This is a genomic window from Geobacillus sp. Y412MC52, assembly GCF_000174795.2.
Taxonomy (GTDB): Bacteria; Bacillota; Bacilli; order Bacillales; family Anoxybacillaceae; genus Geobacillus; species Geobacillus thermoleovorans.
Map to the genome: position 1 here is coordinate 2689676 of NC_014915.1, position 21135 is coordinate 2710810.

Below are 21135 nucleotides of genomic sequence, written 5' to 3' on the forward strand. Positions count from 1 at the left end.
TGGCAGGTGAAAGAGGAAAAGAAAATTTTAGGGGAAAGGCGGCGCCAGCTCATTTTGCAATGGTTGAAAGAAAGCGAAGCGCCGCTCACGGGGGCTGAGCTGGCAGCGAAAACGAACGTCAGCCGCCAAGTGATCGTCCAAGACATTTCACTGTTAAAGGCGCGCAACGAACCAATCATCGCCACAAGCCAAGGCTATTTGTATTTAAAGCCGGCTGAACCGGCCAAAACGTACACGAGGACGGTCGCCTGCTTCCATACGCCAGAACAGACGAAAGAAGAGTTGTATTTGCTCGTGGATTGCGGCGTGACAGTCAAGGACGTCAAAATCGAGCATCCGGTTTACGGCGATTTAACCGCCTCGATCATGGTGAGCAACCGCCTGGAAGTCGACCAATTCATCGCCAAAATCGAGGCGACAAAATCGTCGTATTTGTTGCAGCTGACGGACGGAACCCATTTGCATACGCTGGAAGCCGATTCACCAGTGAAGCTTGACGCTGCCTGCCGCGCCTTGAAACAAGCCGGCTTTCTCATCGAAGCGTAAACTGGACCTGGCCGAACATCGGTTCATTCCCTGCGGAATACTGCGCGGCGGGCCGTCTAAAAAGGAACAGGCGGACGGCAGCAGACCGCCCGCGTGTTTTTGTCTGTGTCAAGCAAAATAATATGGATAGCTGCCCAACAGCTGCACTGTGCAGCCGAGCGCCTCAATTTCCGCGATCGCCCCCGGGATGAGGACGTCATCCATCGGCGCGTCGATGTCAATAATAAAGAAATAATTTCCAAGGCCCGTTTTCGCTGGGCGCGATTCGATTTTCGTCAAGTTGAGCCGCCGCCAGGCAAACGCTGATAACACTTGATGGAGTGCGCCCGGACGGTCTTGCGGCAGCATGACGACCACGGTCGTCTTGTCGCCGGCATAAAGAGGCGAAGCAGGCGAAAGCGGCTCTTTGCGCCGGCTGACGACAATAAAGCGCGTATGGTTGTAATCGTAATCGTGGACGTTTTCCTGCACGATCACCAGCCCGTATTTTTCCGCCGCCAGCCGGTTGGCGATCGCCGCCGCCGGCAAGTGCGGATGCTCGCTCACAAATTTCGCGGCGGCGCTCGTTGACGTCATCGGCACTTGCTTCGCCCCTTTCAGCACCGTATGCAAAAACTTCCGGCATTGGGCAATGGCGTGCGAGTGGGAATACACTTCTTTCACTTCGCGCCAATGCGGGGTGAAGTATGGGTGCACCATCAAATGTTGCTCGATCGGCACAACGATTTCGCCGATGATCGGCAACGGCTGTTCGTGAATTAAATAGTCGAGTGTCAAATTGACCGATCCTTCCAAGGCGTTCTCGAGCGGCACCACGGCCGCTTCAATCTCTCCGGCCGCCGCGGCGTCAATGCAATCGGGAATCGTGTCATACGGCTCCCGCGGCTGCGACGGAAAAAGAAGAGCAGCCGCCGCTTCGGTGAACGTCGCCTTCGGTCCTAAATAACCGATTTTCATCTCGTTTGCCTCTCCCTTGCTTTAATACACTCCTGAACCGACAATTTCCACTTTTTCGACAAATTCGAGCTGTTTGAGCTTAGCGAGGAGCTCATCAATCTCCTCGTTCATATCGTTTGTGCTGACCGACAGCGTCACGTTCGCCCTCCCTTGAAGCGGAATCGTTTGATGGATGGTCAGCACGTTGCAGCCGGCCGCCGCCACAACGCCAAGCAGCTGTGACAACGTTCCGGAGCGGTCTTCTAAATGGAAAAAGAGCGTGACGATGTTTTCTTTCGTCACCGCTTGGAACGGAAAAATGGCATCGCGGTATTTGTAAAACACACCGCGGCTGATGTTGGCGAGCTGCGCCGCCTCGGCGACCGAGGCGGCTTTTTTCCGCTCAAGCAGCTGTTTCGCGAGCACGACTTTCTTCATCGCTTCCGGCAGGACGTCTTCGCGCACCAAATAAAATTTTTTCTCCACCGCACCTTCCCCCGCTCTATTCATCCCAGTCGTCGACAAACTCGAACTCGTAATCAAGCAACCGGATCGTGTCTCCGTCTTTCGCGCCGCGCTCGCGCAGCGCATCATCCACCCCCATCGCCTTAAGCTGGCGGGCGAAGCGGCGCACCGATTCTTCGCGCGAGAAATCCGTCATCTTAAACAACTTTTCAATTTTGTCGCCCGCCAAAATGAATGCTCCGTCGCTGGCGCGGGTGATCGTAAACGGCGGCTCCTCTTTTTCATATTTGTACACGACGCGCTGCACGGCCGGATCTTCCCGTTCATGAAGCGGGAATTCTGGCGTCGTTTCCAACAGGTCGGCGATGGCAAACAACAGCTCGCGCACTCCTTGTCTTGTCGCTGCAGAAATCGGAAAGACCGGCACCGCATCGCCGACTTTCTCTTTGAAGCGGCGCAAATTTTCTTCGGCGTTCGGCATGTCCATTTTATTGGCGGCAACAATTTGCGGCCGCTCGGTCAAGCGCAAATTGTACTGTTTCAGCTCTTCGTTGATGACGAGATAATCGTTGTACGGATCGCGCCCTTCGACCGCCGCCATGTCGATGACATGGACGATGACACGCGTCCGTTCAATATGGCGCAAAAACTGATGCCCGAGCCCGACCCCTTGATGGGCCCCTTCAATCAATCCCGGCAAGTCGGCCATCACAAAACTGCGCCCGTCTTCCGTTTCGACAACGCCCAAGTTCGGAACGAGCGTCGTAAAATGGTACTCGGCGATTTTCGGACGGGCTGCGGAGACGACCGACAGCAGCGTCGATTTGCCGACGCTTGGAAACCCGACCAGCCCGACGTCAGCGAGAAGCTTCAGCTCTAAAATGATGTTGCGCTCTTCGCCCGGTTCGCCGTTTTCCGCAATTTCCGGCGCTGGGTTGGACGCCGTCGCAAATCGGGTGTTGCCGCGCCCGCCGCGCCCGCCTTTGGCGACGACAAACCGCTGCCCCGCCTCGGTCAAATCGGCGAGCACTTCGTTCGTATCCGCATCGATGACAACGGTGCCTGGCGGCACTTTGACAATCAAGTCTTCCGCATTTTTGCCATGCTGGTTTTTCGACATGCCGTTTTCGCCGCGCGGTGCTTTAAAATGGCGCTGGTAGCGGAAATCCATCAACGTCCGCAGCCCTTCATCAACGACAAAGACGACATCTCCGCCTTTGCCGCCGTCTCCGCCGGCCGGCCCGCCTTTTGGGACGTATTTTTCCCGGCGGAACGCGACCATGCCGTTGCCGCCGTCCCCGCCTTTCACATAAATTTTCACCTGATCAACAAACATGGCTGTTCCTCCGATTCGCTTCCATCATGGTATCATGGCGAAATGAGTATGACTAATACTTATTATTGTATACAGAGTCGATTCCATGATGTCAATATGTACGCAAGCACCGGCCGTCTGCAGGCTGGCGGGCGGTTCAAGCCCAGCCGCCGCTTTTCGGTCCGATTGGATCGATCCGTTCGCACCTCTTAGGGCAAAATAAGCTTTGCCTTCCATTTTCCTTCGTCCAACCAATGGTCAAGATTCCGCCGCCAAAAGCTCAAGCTCCACCGTCAATTCGCCCTCGCCAACGGCAAACGACGCGAGCCGAAGCGGCGGTGACGGTTCGCAGCGCTCAAGCCAAGTGCGAATGGCTTCGCCGTCCCTAAACGTGCCGCAATAATCCAAAAACAGCGCCGCCCGTTGGTCGGACAGCTCAATGGACAAACATAAATGGTTTTCTGTCCGCTCATCAGATTGCGCTTCAAGCAGGCGAAAAAATTGGCGGCACCATTCAGTCAGCTGTTCATCGCACCGCGACCAATCGGCTTCGCCGTCCGTGATTTCATACTCAAGAAAAAGCGGGCGCGGCTCCCAGTTATAGGTCATGACAAGCTCAGCGAACTGCTCGGCTTTCAAGTTCGTCAACCGTGTTTCCTGATGCATCTCGCCGATAATGTCTTCAATGATTTCCTGCACCCGTTCGATTTTATTGAGCGCCAAATGCCCTTTGATGAGCTGGATTTTGTTCAGCCAGTCATGGCGGGCATGGCGCATCACCTCAACGACAGTCCATCGCTTCTCCATTCGACGCTCCCCTATCCACTAAGCGTAGGCTCCCTGCCTCGCTTGGACTTCGGCCTCCATGGGGGAGGCATGTACTTTTACTATAACATTTTTTGACATTGAACGGGAACGATTTTTCTACGCCAAAAAGAAAAACTCTAACCGAACGGTTAGAGTTTTTCCACATCGATTACGCTTCTTGGCTGACCGGGTAGACGCTGACGCGTTTGCGGTCGCGGCCGAGCCGCTCGAAGCGGACGATGCCGTCGATTTTCGCATACAGCGTATCGTCGCCGCCGCGGCCGACGTTCAAGCCCGGATGGACTTTCGTTCCGCGTTGACGGTACAAAATCGAACCGCTGGTGACGAATTGACCGTCAGCCCGTTTTGCGCCAAGACGTTTCGCGATCGAGTCGCGGCCGTTTTTCGTCGAACCGACCCCTTTTTTCGAAGCAAAAAATTGCAGGTCAAGTCTCAGCATGGCAGTCACCTCCCGCTAGATGGATGTCACGCGGATAAATGTTCCGTAATCGCGTTCGATCGTCTTTAGCGAAACGACCATCGCTTCCAACAACAACTGCACTTTCTCTGCCGCCGCTTCTTCCAGCTCCGGAAGCTCGCAGCGGAGGTAGCCGCCGTCTTTGCCGAGCGAAACATGCGGGCTTACGCCAATAAGTGTCTCGATGGCGTTGATCGTGCCGAACGAGACTGCCGAAGCGCCGGCGCATACAATGTCCTGCCCGCGTTTCGCAAAATGGGCGTGCCCTTCCATCGTAAACGCGCGGATGCGGCCGTCCGCTTCCCGTTCAATCGTGACGCGGATCATCTTTACGCGTTGATTTTTTCGATGACGACTTTCGTGTACGGCTGACGGTGGCCTTGTTTGCGGCGATAGTTCTTTTTCGCTTTATATTTGAAGACGATAATTTTCTTTTGTCGGCCGTGTTTTTGCACTCTCGCCGTCACGGTTGCGCCTTCGACCGTCGGGTTGCCGATTTTCACCGTTTCCCCGCCGACGAACAGCACTTTGTCAAACGTGACCGTATCGCCTTCATTCGCATCCAATTTTTCGATGTAAATTTCTTGGCCTTCTTCGACTTTCAATTGTTTGCCGCCAGTTTCGATAATTGCGTACATGCATCGCACCTCCTTCATGGACTCAGACTCGCCAGCGCCAAGGCGGCCCAAGACGGAGCGCTTCATCGCCCGCGCTGAGCGGTTGTAGTGCGGGTGCGTCTTTTTGCGACAGCCGCCCTCTTTTGCCCTTGTTGGCAGGACAAAAAGTCTACAACGTCATCTATCGTAACATAGAAACGGCCGTCCGTCAACCGTCATCTTCGTCCCCCGGCGGGCGATGATGAAACGGTGCAAACGACTATATAGATGCCATTTGAAGCTTTCACATTTGCAGCTTTTACCGAGCATTGGATCGACTGTCGAGCGACCGAACAACGCCGCTTTCAGACCCATGTATGGGTCTGTGAAGCGAGCGGTCGTTCGGCCTCCCGTCACGCCTTGGCGTGACGGGGGCAAGCCTGTGGCTTGCCTCCGACAGTCAAAAAATAGATAAGCAACTTTTCCATCAAGGATATGTGAAACTTTTTCGTTGCATCTATATATAGCCACGATCAATAGATGAGAGCGCCAAGCGGCGCATCGGCTTGCTTTTCGGCAAAAAACGCATGCAGCAGCTCGTTTTCATCGAGCGTCGCCCGTTCGCGCCCGTCGCGAACGACGATGATCGCATGCTTTTGTCCGCGGTAAAATCGCTGCAGCACGGCCGAGATGCGTTCGTCCGCCGGCGCCGTAATCGTCCGCAGCTTTGTATAGCCGCCTTTGTTTCCATAATACCGCTCAAGCAAAAAGCGCATAACGACATACGGATGCTGCTTTTGCTCCTGCCAAAGAGCATGCGCCAAAAAGGCGGCGATCGCCCATAAATCAAGCTGGCGCGGCGCCAACACAAACAAAAGAACGACGCCGACAGCAAGAACGGCGGCCGATATGGCGACCGTGTTCCGGTGCGCTTCGCTGAACGGGCGGCGGTAGGACAGCAGCAAAAACAATAGCTTGCCTCCATCCAGCGGCCAGATCGGCAGCAAGTTCAAAGCGAAAATGGCCGCATTGTAGCGAAAAAAGAGCTCCCAGCTCCCGCCATCCATCATGCCGGCCTTCCACAAAAAAAACGCCGCCGCTGTGAGCCACAGATGCTGGGCCGGCCCGGCGAGCGTCACGATCCACTCCTCACGGAACGGCCGGTTGCCGTGCTCTTCGACTTCCGCCACTCCGCCGAACGGCAGCAGCAAAATCCGCTTCACCCGCCAAGAGAAAAACGCGGCTGCCGCCGCATGGCCGAGCTCATGAACGAGGACGATGAAAAACAGCAGGCAAAGCTGCTTGAAATGGGCGGTAAGCACCGCGATGCCGCCGATCAGCCATAACAGCGGGTGGACGTGCAGCTTCCCGAGCAGCGCCATATACTTATTCAAAGGAAATCACCTGAATCGGATCGATAAATTCATCTCCTTGTTTAATCGCAAAATAAAACAGCCCTTTCTGTTTATTTTCCTCGCTCGCCTCGGCCGTGCCAACTTCCTGCCCCATTTCTACAAAATCATACAATTTCACCGAAATGGCCCCCAAACGTCCATACCACGTCTCCGTGCCGTCCGCATGTTGGATGATGACCGTTTTGCCGAGACGGTCTTTCGTACCGGCAAAGGTGACAATCCCTTCTTTCATCGCCTCCACTTTGGCTCCATTCTCGGTTTCGATCGTCACACCCTCCCCGTTTTTTTCAAAACTTTCGAGAATCCGTCCAGAAGCCGGCACTGCATAGGATGAAGCCGTTTTCACCTTTTCTTCCTTTTTCGGGGCAAAAAAAGCGAGCGGCTCACCGAACGTTTTTTCATACCAGGCTGAGACGGCCGCAAACTGAAACTCTGTTTCCATCGTCCGGGCAATAAACTGCCGCGCCGGCTCGAGGGAAGCGGACGGATGCCGGAACAAAATGGCCGTCACGAGCACGAGACAGACAGCGATGAGTGTTTTGAATAAAAACCATTCTTTGCGGAACAACGGATGGGGAGCGGATTCAAACGAATAGCGGTCATACGTGACGACCGGCAGCCCGTACCGCTCCTCATCAGCGGCGCTCCATCTAGATTCTTTTGGATCCTGCCCCTTATATTGACGTTCCCTTCTTCGTTTTTCAATGCGTTTTTTCATCTCACGGACGCGTCGATCCATACGTCCCCCCTCCACCTTTCCAACAACGTTTGTACTAATTTATGAGACAACCTCATGGAATATGAACGAGCGTTTTTCGCCGCGCCTCGCCGAACACGTCCGCGAACAAATCCCTCAAACGGTTTCACACCAACGTTTCGGCTGAGCGCCGCAACCGATCGATACCATCTGCTTCCGTTGTTACAGATCAGGAATTCCAAACGGCACAACAATATGAATAAAAAAAGAAGGCCCATTCAACGGCCTTCTTGCGCCAATTTCATTATTTCAAACTAAATATTTTCCGAATCTTTGAAAACAGCCCCTTCTCCTCTTCCTCAAGCGGCGGCAGCGGCACCGACTCGCCGAGGATGCGGCGGGCAATGTTGCGGAAGGCGATCGACGCTTTGCTGTTTGGGTCCAGCACAATCGGCTCGCCGCGGTTCGACGCTTTGATCACGTTTTCATCGTCGGCGATAATGCCGAGCAACTCGATCGATAAATGCGAGATGATTTCGTCGACATCCAACATATCGCCGTTTTTCACCATATGGCTGCGAATGCGGTTGATGATGAGGCGCGGCGGTTTGACGTGCTCCTCCGCTTCAAGCAAGCCGATGATGCGGTCGGCGTCGCGGACCGCCGACACTTCCGGCGTCGTGACGACGATCGCTTCGTCCGCGCCGGCGACAGCGTTGCGATAGCCTTGTTCGATTCCGGCCGGACAGTCGATGAGCACATAATCGTATTCCTGTTTCAGCTCCTCAATGAGCTGTTTCATTTGCGCGGGGTTGACCGCCGACTTATCGCTCGTTTGCGCGGCCGGCAACAAATACAAATAGTTATCGAACCGCTTGTCTTTCACAAGCGCTTTTTGCACTGTGCAACGCCCTTCAACGACATCAACCAAATCATAAATAATTCGGTTCTCAAGCCCAAGCACGACATCGAGGTTGCGCAGCCCGATGTCGGTGTCGACAAGGCACACCCGCTTCCCTAGAATGGCGAGGGCCGTCCCAAGGTTCGCGGTCGTCGTCGTTTTGCCGACGCCGCCTTTTCCGGAAGTGATGACGATCGCTTCTCCCACGGTCACATTCTCCTTTCTAAGCGCGTCAAATTCGGCCGCAAATGCATAAGCAGCTGAAGGCGGTCGACAACAATTTGGTTATGCTCATCAATATAGGCGCATTCCATTTCATTTCCTTCATCCGTTTTCGAATCGGGCGCTCGGCTCATGATGTCGCCGATGCGCAGCTGCATCGGTTTCATGACCGATGCAGCGATGATCGCCTGTTTATTGCCGGCATACCCGGCATGGGCGATGCCGCGCAAGGCGCCGAGAATGAAAATGTTGCCTCCGGCAATGACCGTTCCGCCAGGGTTCACGTCGCCGATCAGCAGCAAATCCCCTTCGACATGAAGCACTTGTCCCGAACGGACAATGCGCGAAACGGGCACAATTTCCGTTTTTCTCATCCATTCTATCGCTTCTGCTTTCGACATGACATTGCTTTCGATCGAATCGACGACCAAATTTTTTGAACGGCGGATGAGCGCACGCACCTCTTCCTCTTGGGCAGGCGTCAAATAGCGGTTCCCAATTTTCAGATGAACAGAGACAAGGGGGCTGTCTGGCGCGACGCCAGCTTGTTTGACAAGCCGCTCCTCGATTTCTTTCAATAAATCGTCATACGAGCAGCGGTCATCGAGATGCAGCGTCAGCCCATCTTTCGTCCCTTTAATCGTCACGTACTGCTGCTTTTGTTTCGCCACAACGTTCACCCCAACGAATAATTCTACAAAACGGGCCGTTTTTCCTCTTTTATTCTTCCTGCTCAAACCGGCGAATTTTGGCCAATCGCCGTTCGAGCGGGTACGAAAAGACGAGCAAAAACGCGACGTTCAGAAGCAGCGTCGGCCATAGACGGCGGTCCCAAAAAACAGAAAACGACCAATCGGTCCGCCCGATCAACAGCTGGATGCCGTAGATATAACTGTCAAGCAGCACAATGGAAAGCAGCGACAAGAGCGATGCAACGAACCAGTTTTGGTGGAACCATTTCATCGCTTTGCCCGCCAAGTAGGCAATAAGCGTATAGGCAAACGCATAAACACCGAGCAGCTCTGTGTAGACGCAGTCATACAGAAAACCGAAGATGAACCCGTACCCCATCGCCCGCGTCCCGCCGAAATGCATCGCTGTGAACACGAGAAAAACAAGAAAAAACCGGGGAACAAAAAAATAGTGGACATACAAGTCGCCTTTTGGCCATACATCAACAAAAAGGCTCTCACTCACAAAACATAACACCGCAAGGAAAGGGAGACGCCACTTGTTCACTTTGCCTCCTCCTTTTCCTGCAGTGCTGCATCGATGGTTCGTTTCACAATCATGACGTCGTCAATATCATACAAGTTGGCAAACGGCTTGACATAGACGACTTTCGTCAATCCGTATTGGTCCGGCTTGACTTCAGTCACCTCACCGATCGGCAGTCCTTTCGGAAACACGCCGCCAAGGCCGGAAGTCAACACTTTTTGCCTTTTTTCCACTTTGGCGTCAATCGGAATTTCTCCGAGCAGCAACTCGCGCCGCTTCTCATCGTAGCCTTCGATCAACCCAAACACGTTTTCCTTTCCTTGGATATAAGCGGAAATGCGGTTGTTTTGGTCAAGCGCGCTTAACAGCTGCACAGTGGACGTAAATTGGGAAGCGTGCTGCACCTTGCCGACAAGCCCCGCTGGGGTGATGACTGCCATATCTTTTTTCACGCCGTGTTGCTCGCCTTTGTTGATGATGATCGTTTCCCGCCAACGATCCGGGTTCCGCCCGATCACCGTCGCCTGAATCGAAACAAAATCACGCAAGCTCTCTTTTTTATCGAGCAACGCGCGCAGCCGTTCGTTTTCTTGCCGCAGCGCCTCGACCTCGGTCTCAAGCGCCGCATATTCCTCAAGTCTTGCCTTCAGCAGTTCGTTTTCCTTATATGTACGGCGAAGATCGCTCACATTTTCAAAGAAGCCCGCGATCTCCTGGGCGGGCTTCCCAAACAGAAGCTGAACAAAACCGACCGTATCTTTTACAAACTGCTCCGGCCACGTCAATTCTTCGCGGCTGCGCAGGGAAAAGCCGATCAACATGACAAGGATGACGATGCTGACGAGCAAAAAAATGAGACGCTTATTCCCAAAAAGCTGTGGCATGCGTCACACCTTCTTACCGTCAGCGATGGTCTCTCGCCTTGTTTTTAAACAAGTCGATGTGGTCGAGCGCTTTCCCGGTGCCAATGGCCACGCAATCAAGCGGATTTTCCGCGACGATGACCGGCATGTCCGTCTCTTTGCTGATGACCTTGTCCAAATTGCGCAACAAAGCGCCGCCGCCTGTCAGCACGATGCCGCGGTCCATAATGTCAGCCGCCAGCTCCGGCGGTGTTTTTTCGAGCGTGTTTTTCACCGACTCGACGATCGCATAGACCGTATCGTGCAGCGCCTCAGCCACTTCTTCGGCGCTGATTTCGATCGTTTTTGGCAGCCCAGTGAGCAAGTCGCGGCCGCGAATTTCCATGTTTCCGATTCCTTCCGGATTTCCGGCTGAGCCGATCTCGACTTTAATCGCCTCCGCCGTCCGTTCTCCGATCATCAAATTGTACGTTTTTCGGATGTATTGAATGATCGCCTCATCCATTTCATCGCCGGCGATGCGAATCGACTGGCTCGTCACGATGCCGCCGAGCGAAATCACGGCCACTTCAGTCGTACCGCCGCCGATGTCGACGACCATGCTCCCGGTCGGCTCCCACACCGGCAAATTGGCGCCGATCGCGGCCGCAAATGGTTCTTCAATCGTATAGGCATCGCGTGCTCCAGCCTGGCGAGTCGCATCGATGACCGCGCGCTCCTCCACGGCTGTGATGCCGTACGGCACGCATACCATCACATACGGCTTGCTGGCAAACAACCCTTTCGTTTTGACGGCCTTGCGAATGAAATATTTCATCATCGTCGCCGTCGTTTCATAATCGGCGATGACGCCGTCTTTCATCGGACGAAGCGCCACGATGTTGCCCGGTGTGCGCCCGATCATGTTTTTCGCTTCATTGCCGACGGCGACGATTTGCTTCGTGTCGCGCTGAATGGCGACAACCGACGGCTCGCGCAAAACGATCCCTTTTCCCTTCACATAAACGAGCGTATTCGCTGTTCCTAAATCAATCCCGAGATCTTTCGTCCCAATTCCAAACATATGATCGATCTTCCTTTCCGAAACGAAATGCATATGATTTTCTATTGACAACATGGATCAGATGTCAAGTCATTTATAAATTGTACAACACCGCCCGAACGGATTCGGAAAAACCCATAGTTGATATTATAACTGATTCGACAAAAAATGAGAACCGTCAGACATAGCCTTTTTCTTTCAAACTGACGAATTTTTGATCGCCGATGATGAGATGATCCAAGAGCTCGATGCCGATGATGCGGCCGCATTCCGCGAGCCGTTTCGTCACATCGATGTCTTCGCGGCTTGGAGTCGGATCGCCAGAAGGGTGGTTATGCACACAAATGACTGAGGCGGCGGAACGTTTAATCGCCTCTTTAAACACTTCGCGCGGATGGACAATCGAGGCGTTTAAACTGCCGATGAACACCGTTTTGCGGTAGATGACTTGATTTTTCGTATTTAAATAAATGGCGACAAAATGTTCTTGCGATAAAAAGCGCATATCTTCCATGACGTATTTCGCTCCGTCTTCCGGGCAACGAATCACATAGCGGTCGGCGCAGCCGGACTGGTGGATGCGTCGGCCGAGCTCCAACGCCGCCAAAATTTGCACGGCTTTCGTCGGCCCGATCCCTTTGATGTTCGTCATTTCTTCGACCGTTGCGTCTTTGAGCGACCTCAGCCCCTCAAAATGGCGAAGGAGACGCTGGGCGAGCTGCACGACCGACTCCTCCTTCGTGCCCGTGCGCAACAAAATGGCGATCAGTTCATGGTCGGATAAACTTTCTGGCCCTGATGACAGCAGCCGTTCACGCGGCCGGCTGTCTTTCGGAACATCGCGGATCATCCACGCCATCATACTCCCCCTTTTTTGTTTTGCTTCATCGAAAGATGGAGAGGCTTGAACCGCCCCTCGGTACGACAGCAGAATCCGTTTGCGGGGGCGTTCTTTTGCCAAAAAGGCGCCAGACGGCGGCCGCCTGTGCTTTCATCTATGCCGGCGGCCACCCGAGCCGGCGCAATTCCCTCACCGTCCGCGACAGCGGCAGGCCGACGACCGTCAAATAGTCGCCTTCGATCCGTTTGACAAACAGGGCGGCGCGGCCTTGGATGCCATACGCCCCCGCCTTGTCCATCGGCTCCCCGGTCGCAATATAGGCGGCGATTTCCTCGTCATCGAGCTCCCAAAACGTGACTGCTGTTTTTTCCGCAAACGATGTGATTGATCCATGAGGGAGTGCGATGGCGACGCCGGTCCATACGTCATGCGTTCGCCCGGACAAGAGGCGCAACATGGCGAATGCTTCTTCTTCCGTGCGCGGCTTCCCTAACAAGCGGCCATCGCACACAACGATTGTATCAGCGCCAAGAACGTACGCATCAGGGACAGACGGCGCCACCGCCTCAACTTTCCGGCGGGCAAGCAGTTGGACAGCTTCATCAGGGGGCGTTCCGGGGGCGATCGTCTCATCGGCTTGACTTTCTTGAACGTCAAACGGCCAACCGGCCAGCTCGAGGATCTGCCTGCGGCGCGGGGAGCGGGAAGCAAGCACGAACCGTGGAGGCATCGTTCATTCTCCTTTCACTCGTTTCGGCTCGGAAGATTCATTTGTATCGTAGCAAATTTTGCGGTGAAAGGCAATTTTCTGTATAGATGCAATTTGAAGCATGAACATTTGCAGATTTTACTAGGCATTTGATCGACTGTCGGGCGACCGAACAACGCCGCTTTCAGACCCATGTATGGGTCTGTGAAGCGGGTGGTTGTTCGGTCTTCCAAGCCACAGGCTTGCCTTCGACAGTCGAAAAATGGACAAACGGCTTTTCCGTCAAGGATATGTGAAACGTTTTCGTTGCCATCTATAAGTTGAAATTTTATTTTACATCCAGCCGATCACTCGCCACGTTATATCATAGTCGACTTGTATGGAGATAAATATAGAAGCGAAAAATCGGAAATTCTTTATATATGCAATAGGCAAAAAAAAAACGGGGCTTCTAGCTCCCTAGCGGCACCAATTCGATATAAACGGCGAGCGCCTCGAGCAACTGTTGCTGGGCTTTGGCCAACAGCGCTTCATCCCGTCGCTCTTTGTATGCGGCAAGGGCGACATACGCCTGCTTCAGCGCTTCAACATACCGCCCGACTGCTTTGTCGTTTGAAGCGTTGCTTTTTTCTAACGCGTCATACGCCTTTTGGAGCGCCTGCCAGTCATCTTCTCCTGCTTTCCTGCCGCCAAGCAAAGCCGCGGAGACCGTTGCCATGTTTTCATACAAAACCTCCCCTTTTTGGATGGCCTCCGACCGGCGCGCCGCCGCTTCGGCGGCAAACGACAGCTCTTTGACATACGTGCTTGGCACCCTTTGGCGGTATTGGTCGTTGACCGTCCGCAACGTTTCCTTATCCGCGCCGACGGCGATATAGAGCGCTGCCGGTTTTTGCCCTGCGACGACGACCGGCACGCCTGCTGTTTTGATCGATTCGGACGCCTGCTTGGCCGCCGCCGCATTCGAATAGACGCCAGCTTGAATGACCGCAATGGAAAACGGCGCTCGTATGACGCTTTCTCTTCCTTCTTCGCCCGCCGCTGTTTCAGGCTTTGTCAATTCCGTCATCGCTTCAGATGCCGGCGACGAAGCAGATTTTTCCTTCGGAATGATGCGCAGCACCGTCATGCCAAACGCCATGCCGACCAGCGCAGCGACCAACGCGGCGGCGAGCAGCGACTTGGCTTGAGCCGGCAGCCGCCATGTCCGACGTCTGGCGCTTTTCTTTTGTTGCATCGCCTCGGAAACGGAAATGACCCGTTCATCCGCCTCAAGGGCGGCCGCCTCTTCCCAACCCATCGTTTCAACATCTTCTCGAACTTGCCCATCCTCCGTAAACCACAGGCCTGTTGATGGCTTGCCTGCGGATGGCCCGCCTTCTTGAAACGCGCTCACTTGGCGGCTGTCATCCGCCTCGTTTTCTGCTCGCTGTCCTTTCCCTAGATGGCTGTCCACCGGATATCCACCCGACTCCTCGGACGGCCGTCCTTCCGACGAACGCTCCACGGTAAATGGGCGGGGCTTGCCGTTGATATTCACCATAATGCGCATGCGCTGCTTGTCCATTTGGCCACCGTCCTTCTTCATGCTTCGATTTCTTTCGCCTATCTTACCACAAACGGAAAAAAAAAGAACAAGACATTTGTCGTCTTGTCCCCGCTTCTGTTCTTCATTTTCCGACATCAACGGTTGCGAATCGCCTCGGTCCCCAGCGCTTCGACAGGAATCGGCTGCTCGCGCCCCTCATAGGTGCAAAGCTGCTTTGTCTCGCCTTTTAAGCAAACGGCATAATCGATCCCGCCGTCTTCCCGCTTCGTGGCAAGCACGTACGATGGATTCGTTTCCGGCGGCAATACATTTCCGGTAAACGGATCTTCGATTGGATCCAGCAAACCGTTGCCCACCAATTCTCCATACGACAATATGGCAGAAGAACGGGCTGGCAAAAATTCCACTTTCTCGGCGCCGACATACAGCCGCGCCGCTTCATATAGTCCATACGCATCGGAAACAAACGCCCGCTCGCGCGCCCGGTCGATCACCGTCCACATGGCAAGACCGACGATCATCGCCACAATACCGATGATGACGAGCACAGCCAAAAGCTCAATGAGGGTCATCCCCCGCTTCATGCGAATGAGCATATCGGCCTTCCACCATCCCCGCTACCGTCCCGAAGGCGGCGCCACTTCCACGAGCGGATTGTCTTTGCCGCTTGGCGGAGGGACATCGCGGATGGGAATGAGCTGCTTCCATTTCTCAAGCTGCGGCGCGTAAAAGGCGCGGACATTGATGGAATAGGCGAGCGGTTGCACGTCGACAGCGGTGGACGTCAACTCCGGCGGGCCGGTAAACGTCAATCCTTCCACCGCCAAAATGCGCTCAGAGTGCTCAAGCACCTCTAAAAACCGTTCAAGCTGATAATAGGAGGGAGATTCCACCGTCAATTGGGCGGTAATAGACTGGATGCCGCTTGGAGGAATCAACGCCTTGTCTCCGGACGCCTTGCTTTCCGCTCCATTCGCGTTCCCTTGCGAAGGAGATTCTCCGGTTCCTTGCCCTTCAGCGAAGCTGACGCTCAATAGCCGGCTGTCAGAAATATATTCCGCTTTTTGAAACGCCAGCAACAGTTGGTCGGCGAACGGGCGCACCGGCACTTTCCTCTGCAAAGCCGCCAGGCTCTCTGCCGTTTCTTCTCGATTCCCCGCCGCCTGCTTTTTCATTGCAGCCAACACGTTTTTCTCGCTTTGTACGACCGCCTCGAGCCGATCCATTTGTTCGTAGCGCGGCATGAGCACAAAAACATAGAAAGCGGCAAACAAAAGAACGGCAAGAAGAAACACCCCGGTAAACACGAGCGGCCATTTTCCAAAACGGCCCATCATTCGTTGTCCCCCTCTTTTCCTGTCGGCTGAAGTTCCAGCTCATATTGCGCGATATACCGCGGCACGATCGTTTCCCCCTCTGCCCCGCCGCTTTCGCCGCTGGCCGAGATGCCGGTCAATTTGACGGCTTTGACCAAATGAACTTCCTCAAGCCGATCTAAATAATAGGCCGCTTCTTCCGCCGCATCAAACTGCACTGTCATCGTCACCGTCTTTTGACCGGCATACGAAAAGTTCATGATAAAGCCGCGCTCCGGCAGTTGTTTGGCCAACGCACGCAACAGCGGCACCGTTTTGAGCGGATAACGGTTCGCCCATTCGACCGCTTTAGCAAGCTCTTGCTCAGCTTGCTGCTGCTCCGTCGTTTTTCCCTTCGCCTCCATCGCCGCCTGCTCGGCGCGCACTTGCCGAAGCTCCCCTTCAAGCGCCGCGAGCCGTTGATTCGCACGCTCCATCAGCCAGTAGCCTCCCCCAGCGCCAAGCAGCAGAAGCAAAACGGCGAAGGCCGCCAGCACGGCGCCCGCCGCACGGCGCGGCTCTTTGCGCGGCAGCAAGTTGATGTCAACGATCATGGTCAGCCATTCCTTCTTTCAACGCCAATCCCCAGGCGAGATGATAACGGTCCGGCAACGGATCAAGCGAGCGAGAAAGCCGCTCCGGCGGCACATCAAGCCGCTCCGACATAACAGCAAACACATCGTCAAGCCGCGGATGGTCGCCGGTGAGGAAGAGGCGCGTAATTTGCTGTTTTCCTTGCTGGATGGAAAACGAATAAAAGCTCATCATCCGCTCGATTTCTTTATACACGTCAATAAACGGGTCGACGATCGCCGCCGTCGGCTCCCCGGGCGCCTCAAGCGGCACATGGCGCATAAACTGCGGCAAATGGCGGTGGAAGACGCTCAAATTGACAGCCGATTCGTCAAACTGGACAAGCAAAATGTGGTCGTCCGCCGCGGCTTGTCCGGCAACAAAAAACGGGCGATAGGCGCAAAGCGGTGACACATCGGCCGCCACCGGGCGCAGGCCGGCGTCTTCCAAGAGCGCCGCATATTCGGCCACCGCCTCTTCCGGCGCGGCAAACAACAGCACGTTCAGCACCTCGCTTGTTCTCTCGGCCACGACGTAGTCAAACACCGGATCGGCGAACGGAAGCGGAATCGATTCACCAAGCTCCATAAACAAATAGCCGCGGATGTCCTCGTCCGGCAAATGAGCGGGAAGCGGCAAATGGCGGATCATCACAAACGGATCGGGAACGACAAAGCGGACACGCCGCCCGTCAAGTTTCCATTCGTCAACACATTCGTCCAAAATCATCGCCAACGTTTCCCGATCGGCGATTTTTCCATCGCGAATGATGCCGGGCGGCAAGGCTCGCTCGCCCCATCGCCTCGCCTCGGGCGGCTGCCCCGGCTTTGCTTCCACATAGCGGAGGACATGATCTTTGATGATGATGTTCGCCTGTTTCGCCTTTCGCCGCCATAACGCCATCTTCATTCCGCTTCCTTTCTGCCGTCTTTACATAATGAGTGAAATATACGCGCGCACGATCGCTTCTCCGAAGAAAAACGCGGTCAACGCCCCGAGTGCGATCGCCGGCGCAAACGGCATCGGCTTGCCGCGCCGCACGCGGCCCAACGCCATGCCGACAAGCCCGATCACCGTTCCGTACAACGTCGCCAAGAAAAACGCGAGCAACACCATTTTCCAACCGAGCACAAACCCAAGCACGGCAAACAGCTTCACATCGCCGCCCCCCATCCCGCCTTTGGACAAAACGGCGATCAGCCATAAAAGCGAAAATCCGACCGCCGCCCCAAGGAGCATATCGGCCCACGGCAAAAACGGAATCACAAGCCGCTCAACCAAAAACAAACCGGCAAACACCAAAAGCACCCGGTCGGGGATGAGCATGTAGCGAAGATCGGAGACGACAATGATGGCAAACAAGCTGATCAACGTCCACGCCACAACGAGCCGCCCGCTCCAGCCGACCCACATCGGCGCGGCCGTAAACAAGGCAGCGGTGGCCAATTCCATCGCCGGGTAAAGGGGGGAGATGCGCCCCCCGCACCCTTTGCACCGCCCGCGCTGCACGACATACGACACAACCGGAATGAGCTCCCCCGCCGATAGCGTCCGTCCGCACGCCGGACAATGCGACCGCGGGCGGACGATCGACTCCCCGACCGGCACCCGCAGCCCGACAACGTTAAAGAACGAGGCGAGGAGGAGGGAGTAAAGGAAAAGCAGAGTTAGGGCAATTTGATTCATAGATATTAATTCCTATCAAACGCTTTTTCTATTTTCAACTATCTTCTTAACTTCCACTCTCACCTGACAGCCCCAACTGCACTGCGTTTAAGATCTTGTTCTTGGACAGCTGCCCCACTATTATGTACCCCCCGTTCATTGTTAATTAATTTGACAAAGTAACTTAGTTTATTATTATCATTTTTGATAAGTACGTAAGAATAATCAGCATTAGGATCATCACTCAAGCCTTTCTGCATTTGCTGTGCACCTGTACCTGTAGGACCTTTTTTATACGAATTGGTGCCTCCATCCGGGTCTTTTACTGTTTCTAAATATCCCTCATCTTCTAAGTATTTAAGCGTAACAAGTGTATACTTCCCATTCGCCGGTATCAAATCCTTATCCGCCGTCACGGCGATTTTCGCTGCGTTGATCATTTGCTGCGCATTCGAAACGTGCGCGTCTTTTTTCGAATTGTCAATCAACCCCCCGATCGCCGGAATGGCAATCGCCGCGATAATCCCTAAAATGACGATGACGGCGAGCAGTTCGATGAGCGTCAAGCCGCGCTCGTTTTTCAACACCCGTTTGAACATGGTTCTCTCTCCCTTTCTTTCATTTTTAGACTGTTTTCCCTATTATTCTACAACATAGGAAGAAAAATAGGAATATATTCTTATTTTATTGTTGAATATGGTTGAAAATATCATACATCGGCACGATGATCGAAGTGACGATCGTCCCGACGACGCCGGCGAGAAGCACGATCATGAGCGGTTCGATGAGCGATTTCAACCGGTCGGTGGCCGCATCGACTTCCGCTTCGTAAAAATCAGCAACTTTGCCGAGCATGGCGTCAAGCGCACCGGTCTGTTCGCCGATCGTGATCATTTGCGCAACAAGCGGCGGAAACGCCCAATGGCGGCGGAGCGGCTCCGAGAGCGATTGCCCGCGCTCGAGGGAGGTCCGCGCTTCAGCCAGCACAGATGCGATCACTTCATTTTCAACGACGCGCCCGGCGATGGAAAGCGCCTCTAAAATCGGCACCGAGCTTGCAACAAGCGAGCTGAGCGTCCGTGTCAGGCGGGCGAGCGCCGCTTTTTGCACGAGCGTGCCGAACATCGGCATCCGCAGGGCGGCATAATCCAAATAGTACTTCGTTGTCTTTTGCCGCCGAAAAGCCACAAACGATGCGTACACGCCGGCAAAAAGCAGGGCGACGGCCCACCAATACCGCTGCATCACACTGCTTGCCTTGAGCACAAACTTCGTAATCGCCGGCAGTTCGGCGTGAAACTCGGCGAACATCTCGACGAACGTTGGCACAACGGCGACAAGCAAAAAAATAACGACCGCGGTGGCAATGATGGCAACAGCAATCGGATAGGCGAGCGCCGAGGCGATTTTTTGCCGCGTCCGATGCATTTTTTCAAAATGATCGGCCAAGCGGTCAAGCGTCTCGTCAAGCGTCCCGCTCGCTTCACCGGCGCGCACCATGTTGACAAACAGCGGCGGAAAGATGCGCGGATGATTCGCCGCTGCCGCTGAGAGCGGGTTCCCGCTGCGCAATGACTGTTCGATGTCAAGAAGCGTCTTAGCGAGCGGCTTGCTTTCCGTTTGCTCCGCCAAAATGCGGATCGAATCGACGATCGTCACCCCGGCGCGCACAAGCGTTGCGAACTGGCGCAAAAAGATGACAAAGTGCTGCAGTTTGACGGCGCGGCCAAACGAAATTTCTTTGTTCCATATGGACGGCGGCACTTCGGCAAGCGCCAGCGGGCGAATTCCTTTTTCCCGAAGCTTTGCCGCCGCCTCGCGCCGCGAAACGGCAGTGATCACTCCAGCTTTTTTCCGTCCGCTTCGGTCGCGCCCCTCGTACTTAAACTGCGCCATCGTCCCCACGCTCCCCCGCCAAATACACTTCAGCCGCCAGCGGATCGATGCGTCCATCGGCTGCAAGCTCCTTAACGCTCATTTCCATCGTCTGCATGCCGATGCTGCGGCTCGTTTGCATAATGTTAATGATTTGATGTTCTTTTTCGTTGCGGATTAAGTTGGCGACGGCCGCATTGTTCACTAAAATTTCCAGCGCTGCCGTCCGCCCGGTTTTGTGTCTGTTTGGAAACAAGCGCTGAGCGATGATGGCAACGAGCACGGAAGCAAGCTGCAGCCGGATTTGCGCCTGCTGGGCCGGCGGAAAGACGTCAATCATCCGCTCAATCGCCGCCGGCGCGCTCGCCGTATGAAGCGTGCCAAGCACTAAATGGCCCGTTTCCGCGGCGGTGATTGCCGTTTGGATTGTTTCCAAATCGCGCATTTCCCCGACTAAAATGACGTCTGGATCTTGACGAAGCGCAGCGCGCAATCCGGCGGCAAAACTGCCAGTGTCGAATCCCACCTCGCGTTGGTCGATGATCGATTTCCCGTGTTTATGCAAATACTCGATTGGATCTTCCAGCGTGATGATATGTTTCGACATCGTTTTGTTCATATAGTCGATCATCGCCGCCAATGTCGTCGATTTGCCGCTGCCGGTCGGTCCGGTGACAAGCACGAGTCCGTGCGGCTTTTCGGCGATGCGCTTTAAAACATCCGGCAGGCCAAGCTCCTCCAGCGTCGGGATGCGCACCGGGATGAGGCGCACGGCGAGCGACACGCATGACCGCTGTTTAAACACGTTTAAGCGAAAGCGGGAAACGCCGGCAATGCCATACGAAAAATCAAGCTCTCCGGTTTCCTGAAACTGCTGCCAAAGCGGCGCCGGAATGACGGCTTTCGCCATTTGCTCTGTTTCCTCCGGGTGCAGGCGCTCATGGCCGTAAGCTCTCAACTCCCCGTTCACGCGAAAAATCGGCGGCGCACCGACGGTCAAATGCACGTCGGAAGCGCGGCATTCAAAGGCCGCGCGCAATAACGCCTCAAGCTTTTCCTTCATCCGT

At 54.7% G+C, this 21135-nt stretch carries 26 protein-coding genes and 1 other annotated feature; of the genes, 1 reads left to right on the forward strand and 25 read right to left on the reverse strand.

Annotation, left to right across the window (positions count from 1 at the left end; genetic code table 11):
* The first annotated feature begins 6 nt into the window (after positions 1 to 6).
* A complete protein-coding gene (locus GYMC52_RS13225; protein ID WP_013144620.1) occupies positions 7 to 546 on the forward strand; it encodes a transcription repressor NadR in 540 nt (179 codons plus the stop codon).
* 108 nt (positions 547 to 654) lie between these two features.
* Here the strand turns inward: GYMC52_RS13225 and pheA are convergent, their stop codons facing one another.
* From pheA to GYMC52_RS13355, 25 genes are all read right to left on the reverse strand, one after another.
* Positions 655 to 1503 carry a prephenate dehydratase gene (gene pheA / locus GYMC52_RS13230; protein ID WP_011232080.1) on the reverse strand — a complete coding sequence of 283 codons (849 nt, stop codon included), beginning with the start codon at positions 1501 to 1503 and terminating at the stop codon, positions 655 to 657.
* Between the two features lie 21 nt (positions 1504 to 1524).
* Complete coding sequence (locus GYMC52_RS13235) at positions 1525 to 1968, reverse strand: ACT domain-containing protein (RefSeq protein ID WP_011232081.1); 444 nt, start codon at positions 1966 to 1968, stop codon at positions 1525 to 1527.
* Positions 1969 to 1984: 16 nt separating this feature from the next.
* Entirely contained in the window at positions 1985 to 3283 is a 1299-nt protein-coding gene (obgE, locus tag GYMC52_RS13240) for a GTPase ObgE (protein WP_011232082.1), read from the reverse strand.
* A gap of 237 nt (positions 3284 to 3520) precedes the next feature.
* The gene (locus GYMC52_RS13250) at positions 3521 to 4069 is read right to left on the reverse strand and encodes a sporulation initiation phosphotransferase B (protein WP_013524234.1); all 549 of its coding nucleotides are present in this window, start codon (positions 4067 to 4069) and stop codon (positions 3521 to 3523) included.
* A 169-nt stretch (positions 4070 to 4238) separates the two neighbouring features.
* Positions 4239 to 4529, reverse strand: a complete 291-nt coding sequence (gene rpmA / locus GYMC52_RS13255; protein ID WP_011232084.1) for a 50S ribosomal protein L27 — start codon at positions 4527 to 4529, stop codon at positions 4239 to 4241.
* Positions 4530 to 4544: 15 nt separating this feature from the next.
* A complete protein-coding gene (locus tag GYMC52_RS13260; protein WP_011232085.1) occupies positions 4545 to 4874 on the reverse strand; it encodes a ribosomal-processing cysteine protease Prp in 330 nt (109 codons plus the stop codon).
* 2 nt (positions 4875 to 4876) lie between these two features.
* Positions 4877 to 5185 carry a 50S ribosomal protein L21 gene (gene rplU, locus GYMC52_RS13265; RefSeq protein ID WP_011232086.1) on the reverse strand — a complete coding sequence of 103 codons (309 nt, stop codon included), beginning with the start codon at positions 5183 to 5185 and terminating at the stop codon, positions 4877 to 4879.
* A 14-nt stretch (positions 5186 to 5199) separates the two neighbouring features.
* Positions 5200 to 5279: a sequence feature (ribosomal protein L21 leader region), on the reverse strand.
* A 397-nt stretch (positions 5280 to 5676) separates the two neighbouring features.
* On the reverse strand, positions 5677 to 6537 hold the full coding sequence (locus GYMC52_RS13270; RefSeq protein ID WP_013144618.1) for a site-2 protease family protein: 861 nt from the start codon (positions 6535 to 6537) through the stop codon (positions 5677 to 5679).
* Positions 6530 to 7297, reverse strand: coding sequence for a M23 family metallopeptidase (locus GYMC52_RS13275; protein WP_013524235.1), 768 nt, complete (start codon positions 7295 to 7297; stop codon positions 6530 to 6532). Before GYMC52_RS13275 ends, GYMC52_RS13270 begins: the two co-directional genes overlap by 8 nt.
* A gap of 262 nt (positions 7298 to 7559) precedes the next feature.
* On the reverse strand, positions 7560 to 8363 hold the full coding sequence (gene minD, locus GYMC52_RS13280) for a septum site-determining protein MinD (protein WP_013144615.1): 804 nt from the start codon (positions 8361 to 8363) through the stop codon (positions 7560 to 7562).
* 2 nt (positions 8364 to 8365) lie between these two features.
* The gene (gene minC, locus GYMC52_RS13285) at positions 8366 to 9058 is read right to left on the reverse strand and encodes a septum site-determining protein MinC (protein ID WP_013144614.1); all 693 of its coding nucleotides are present in this window, start codon (positions 9056 to 9058) and stop codon (positions 8366 to 8368) included.
* A gap of 40 nt (positions 9059 to 9098) precedes the next feature.
* The gene (gene mreD, locus GYMC52_RS13290; protein ID WP_013144613.1) at positions 9099 to 9617 is read right to left on the reverse strand and encodes a rod shape-determining protein MreD; all 519 of its coding nucleotides are present in this window, start codon (positions 9615 to 9617) and stop codon (positions 9099 to 9101) included.
* Positions 9614 to 10480: a rod shape-determining protein MreC gene (gene mreC, locus GYMC52_RS13295; protein WP_013144612.1), complete on the reverse strand. Its 867-nt coding sequence runs from the start codon at positions 10478 to 10480 to the stop codon at positions 9614 to 9616. The genes mreD and mreC overlap by 4 nt, the downstream gene beginning before the upstream one ends.
* Positions 10481 to 10499: 19 nt before the next feature.
* A complete protein-coding gene (locus GYMC52_RS13300) occupies positions 10500 to 11522 on the reverse strand; it encodes a rod shape-determining protein (RefSeq protein WP_011232093.1) in 1023 nt (340 codons plus the stop codon).
* Positions 11523 to 11679: 157 nt separating this feature from the next.
* On the reverse strand, positions 11680 to 12360 hold the full coding sequence (gene radC / locus GYMC52_RS13305) for a RadC family protein (protein WP_013524237.1): 681 nt from the start codon (positions 12358 to 12360) through the stop codon (positions 11680 to 11682).
* Positions 12361 to 12496: 136 nt separating this feature from the next.
* The gene (locus tag GYMC52_RS13310) at positions 12497 to 13072 is read right to left on the reverse strand and encodes a Maf family protein (RefSeq protein WP_013524238.1); all 576 of its coding nucleotides are present in this window, start codon (positions 13070 to 13072) and stop codon (positions 12497 to 12499) included.
* Positions 13073 to 13502: 430 nt separating this feature from the next.
* The gene (locus GYMC52_RS13315) at positions 13503 to 14618 is read right to left on the reverse strand and encodes a hypothetical protein (protein ID WP_013524239.1); all 1116 of its coding nucleotides are present in this window, start codon (positions 14616 to 14618) and stop codon (positions 13503 to 13505) included.
* A 116-nt stretch (positions 14619 to 14734) separates the two neighbouring features.
* Positions 14735 to 15196 (reverse strand): type II secretion system protein, encoded by a 462-nt coding sequence (locus tag GYMC52_RS13320; protein ID WP_011232097.1) that lies wholly within the window; start codon positions 15194 to 15196, stop codon positions 14735 to 14737.
* Positions 15197 to 15217: 21 nt separating this feature from the next.
* Complete coding sequence (locus GYMC52_RS13325; RefSeq protein WP_013524240.1) at positions 15218 to 15937, reverse strand: hypothetical protein; 720 nt, start codon at positions 15935 to 15937, stop codon at positions 15218 to 15220.
* Positions 15934 to 16509 (reverse strand): fimbrial protein, encoded by a 576-nt coding sequence (locus GYMC52_RS13330; protein ID WP_013144607.1) that lies wholly within the window; start codon positions 16507 to 16509, stop codon positions 15934 to 15936. Before GYMC52_RS13330 ends, GYMC52_RS13325 begins: the two co-directional genes overlap by 4 nt.
* Positions 16499 to 17437 carry a type IV pilus biogenesis protein PilM gene (pilM, locus tag GYMC52_RS13335; RefSeq protein WP_013144606.1) on the reverse strand — a complete coding sequence of 313 codons (939 nt, stop codon included), beginning with the start codon at positions 17435 to 17437 and terminating at the stop codon, positions 16499 to 16501. Before pilM ends, GYMC52_RS13330 begins: the two co-directional genes overlap by 11 nt.
* 21 nt (positions 17438 to 17458) lie before the next feature.
* Positions 17459 to 18214, reverse strand: a complete 756-nt coding sequence (locus GYMC52_RS13340) for a prepilin peptidase (RefSeq protein WP_013524241.1) — start codon at positions 18212 to 18214, stop codon at positions 17459 to 17461.
* A gap of 59 nt (positions 18215 to 18273) precedes the next feature.
* Positions 18274 to 18792, reverse strand: coding sequence for a prepilin-type N-terminal cleavage/methylation domain-containing protein (locus tag GYMC52_RS13345; RefSeq protein ID WP_013524242.1), 519 nt, complete (start codon positions 18790 to 18792; stop codon positions 18274 to 18276).
* Positions 18793 to 18877: 85 nt separating this feature from the next.
* On the reverse strand, positions 18878 to 20089 hold the full coding sequence (locus tag GYMC52_RS13350) for a type II secretion system F family protein (protein WP_013524243.1): 1212 nt from the start codon (positions 20087 to 20089) through the stop codon (positions 18878 to 18880).
* On the reverse strand, positions 20076 to 21131 hold the full coding sequence (locus GYMC52_RS13355; RefSeq protein WP_013524244.1) for a type IV pilus twitching motility protein PilT: 1056 nt from the start codon (positions 21129 to 21131) through the stop codon (positions 20076 to 20078). Before GYMC52_RS13355 ends, GYMC52_RS13350 begins: the two co-directional genes overlap by 14 nt.
* Positions 21132 to 21135 lie beyond the last annotated feature (4 nt).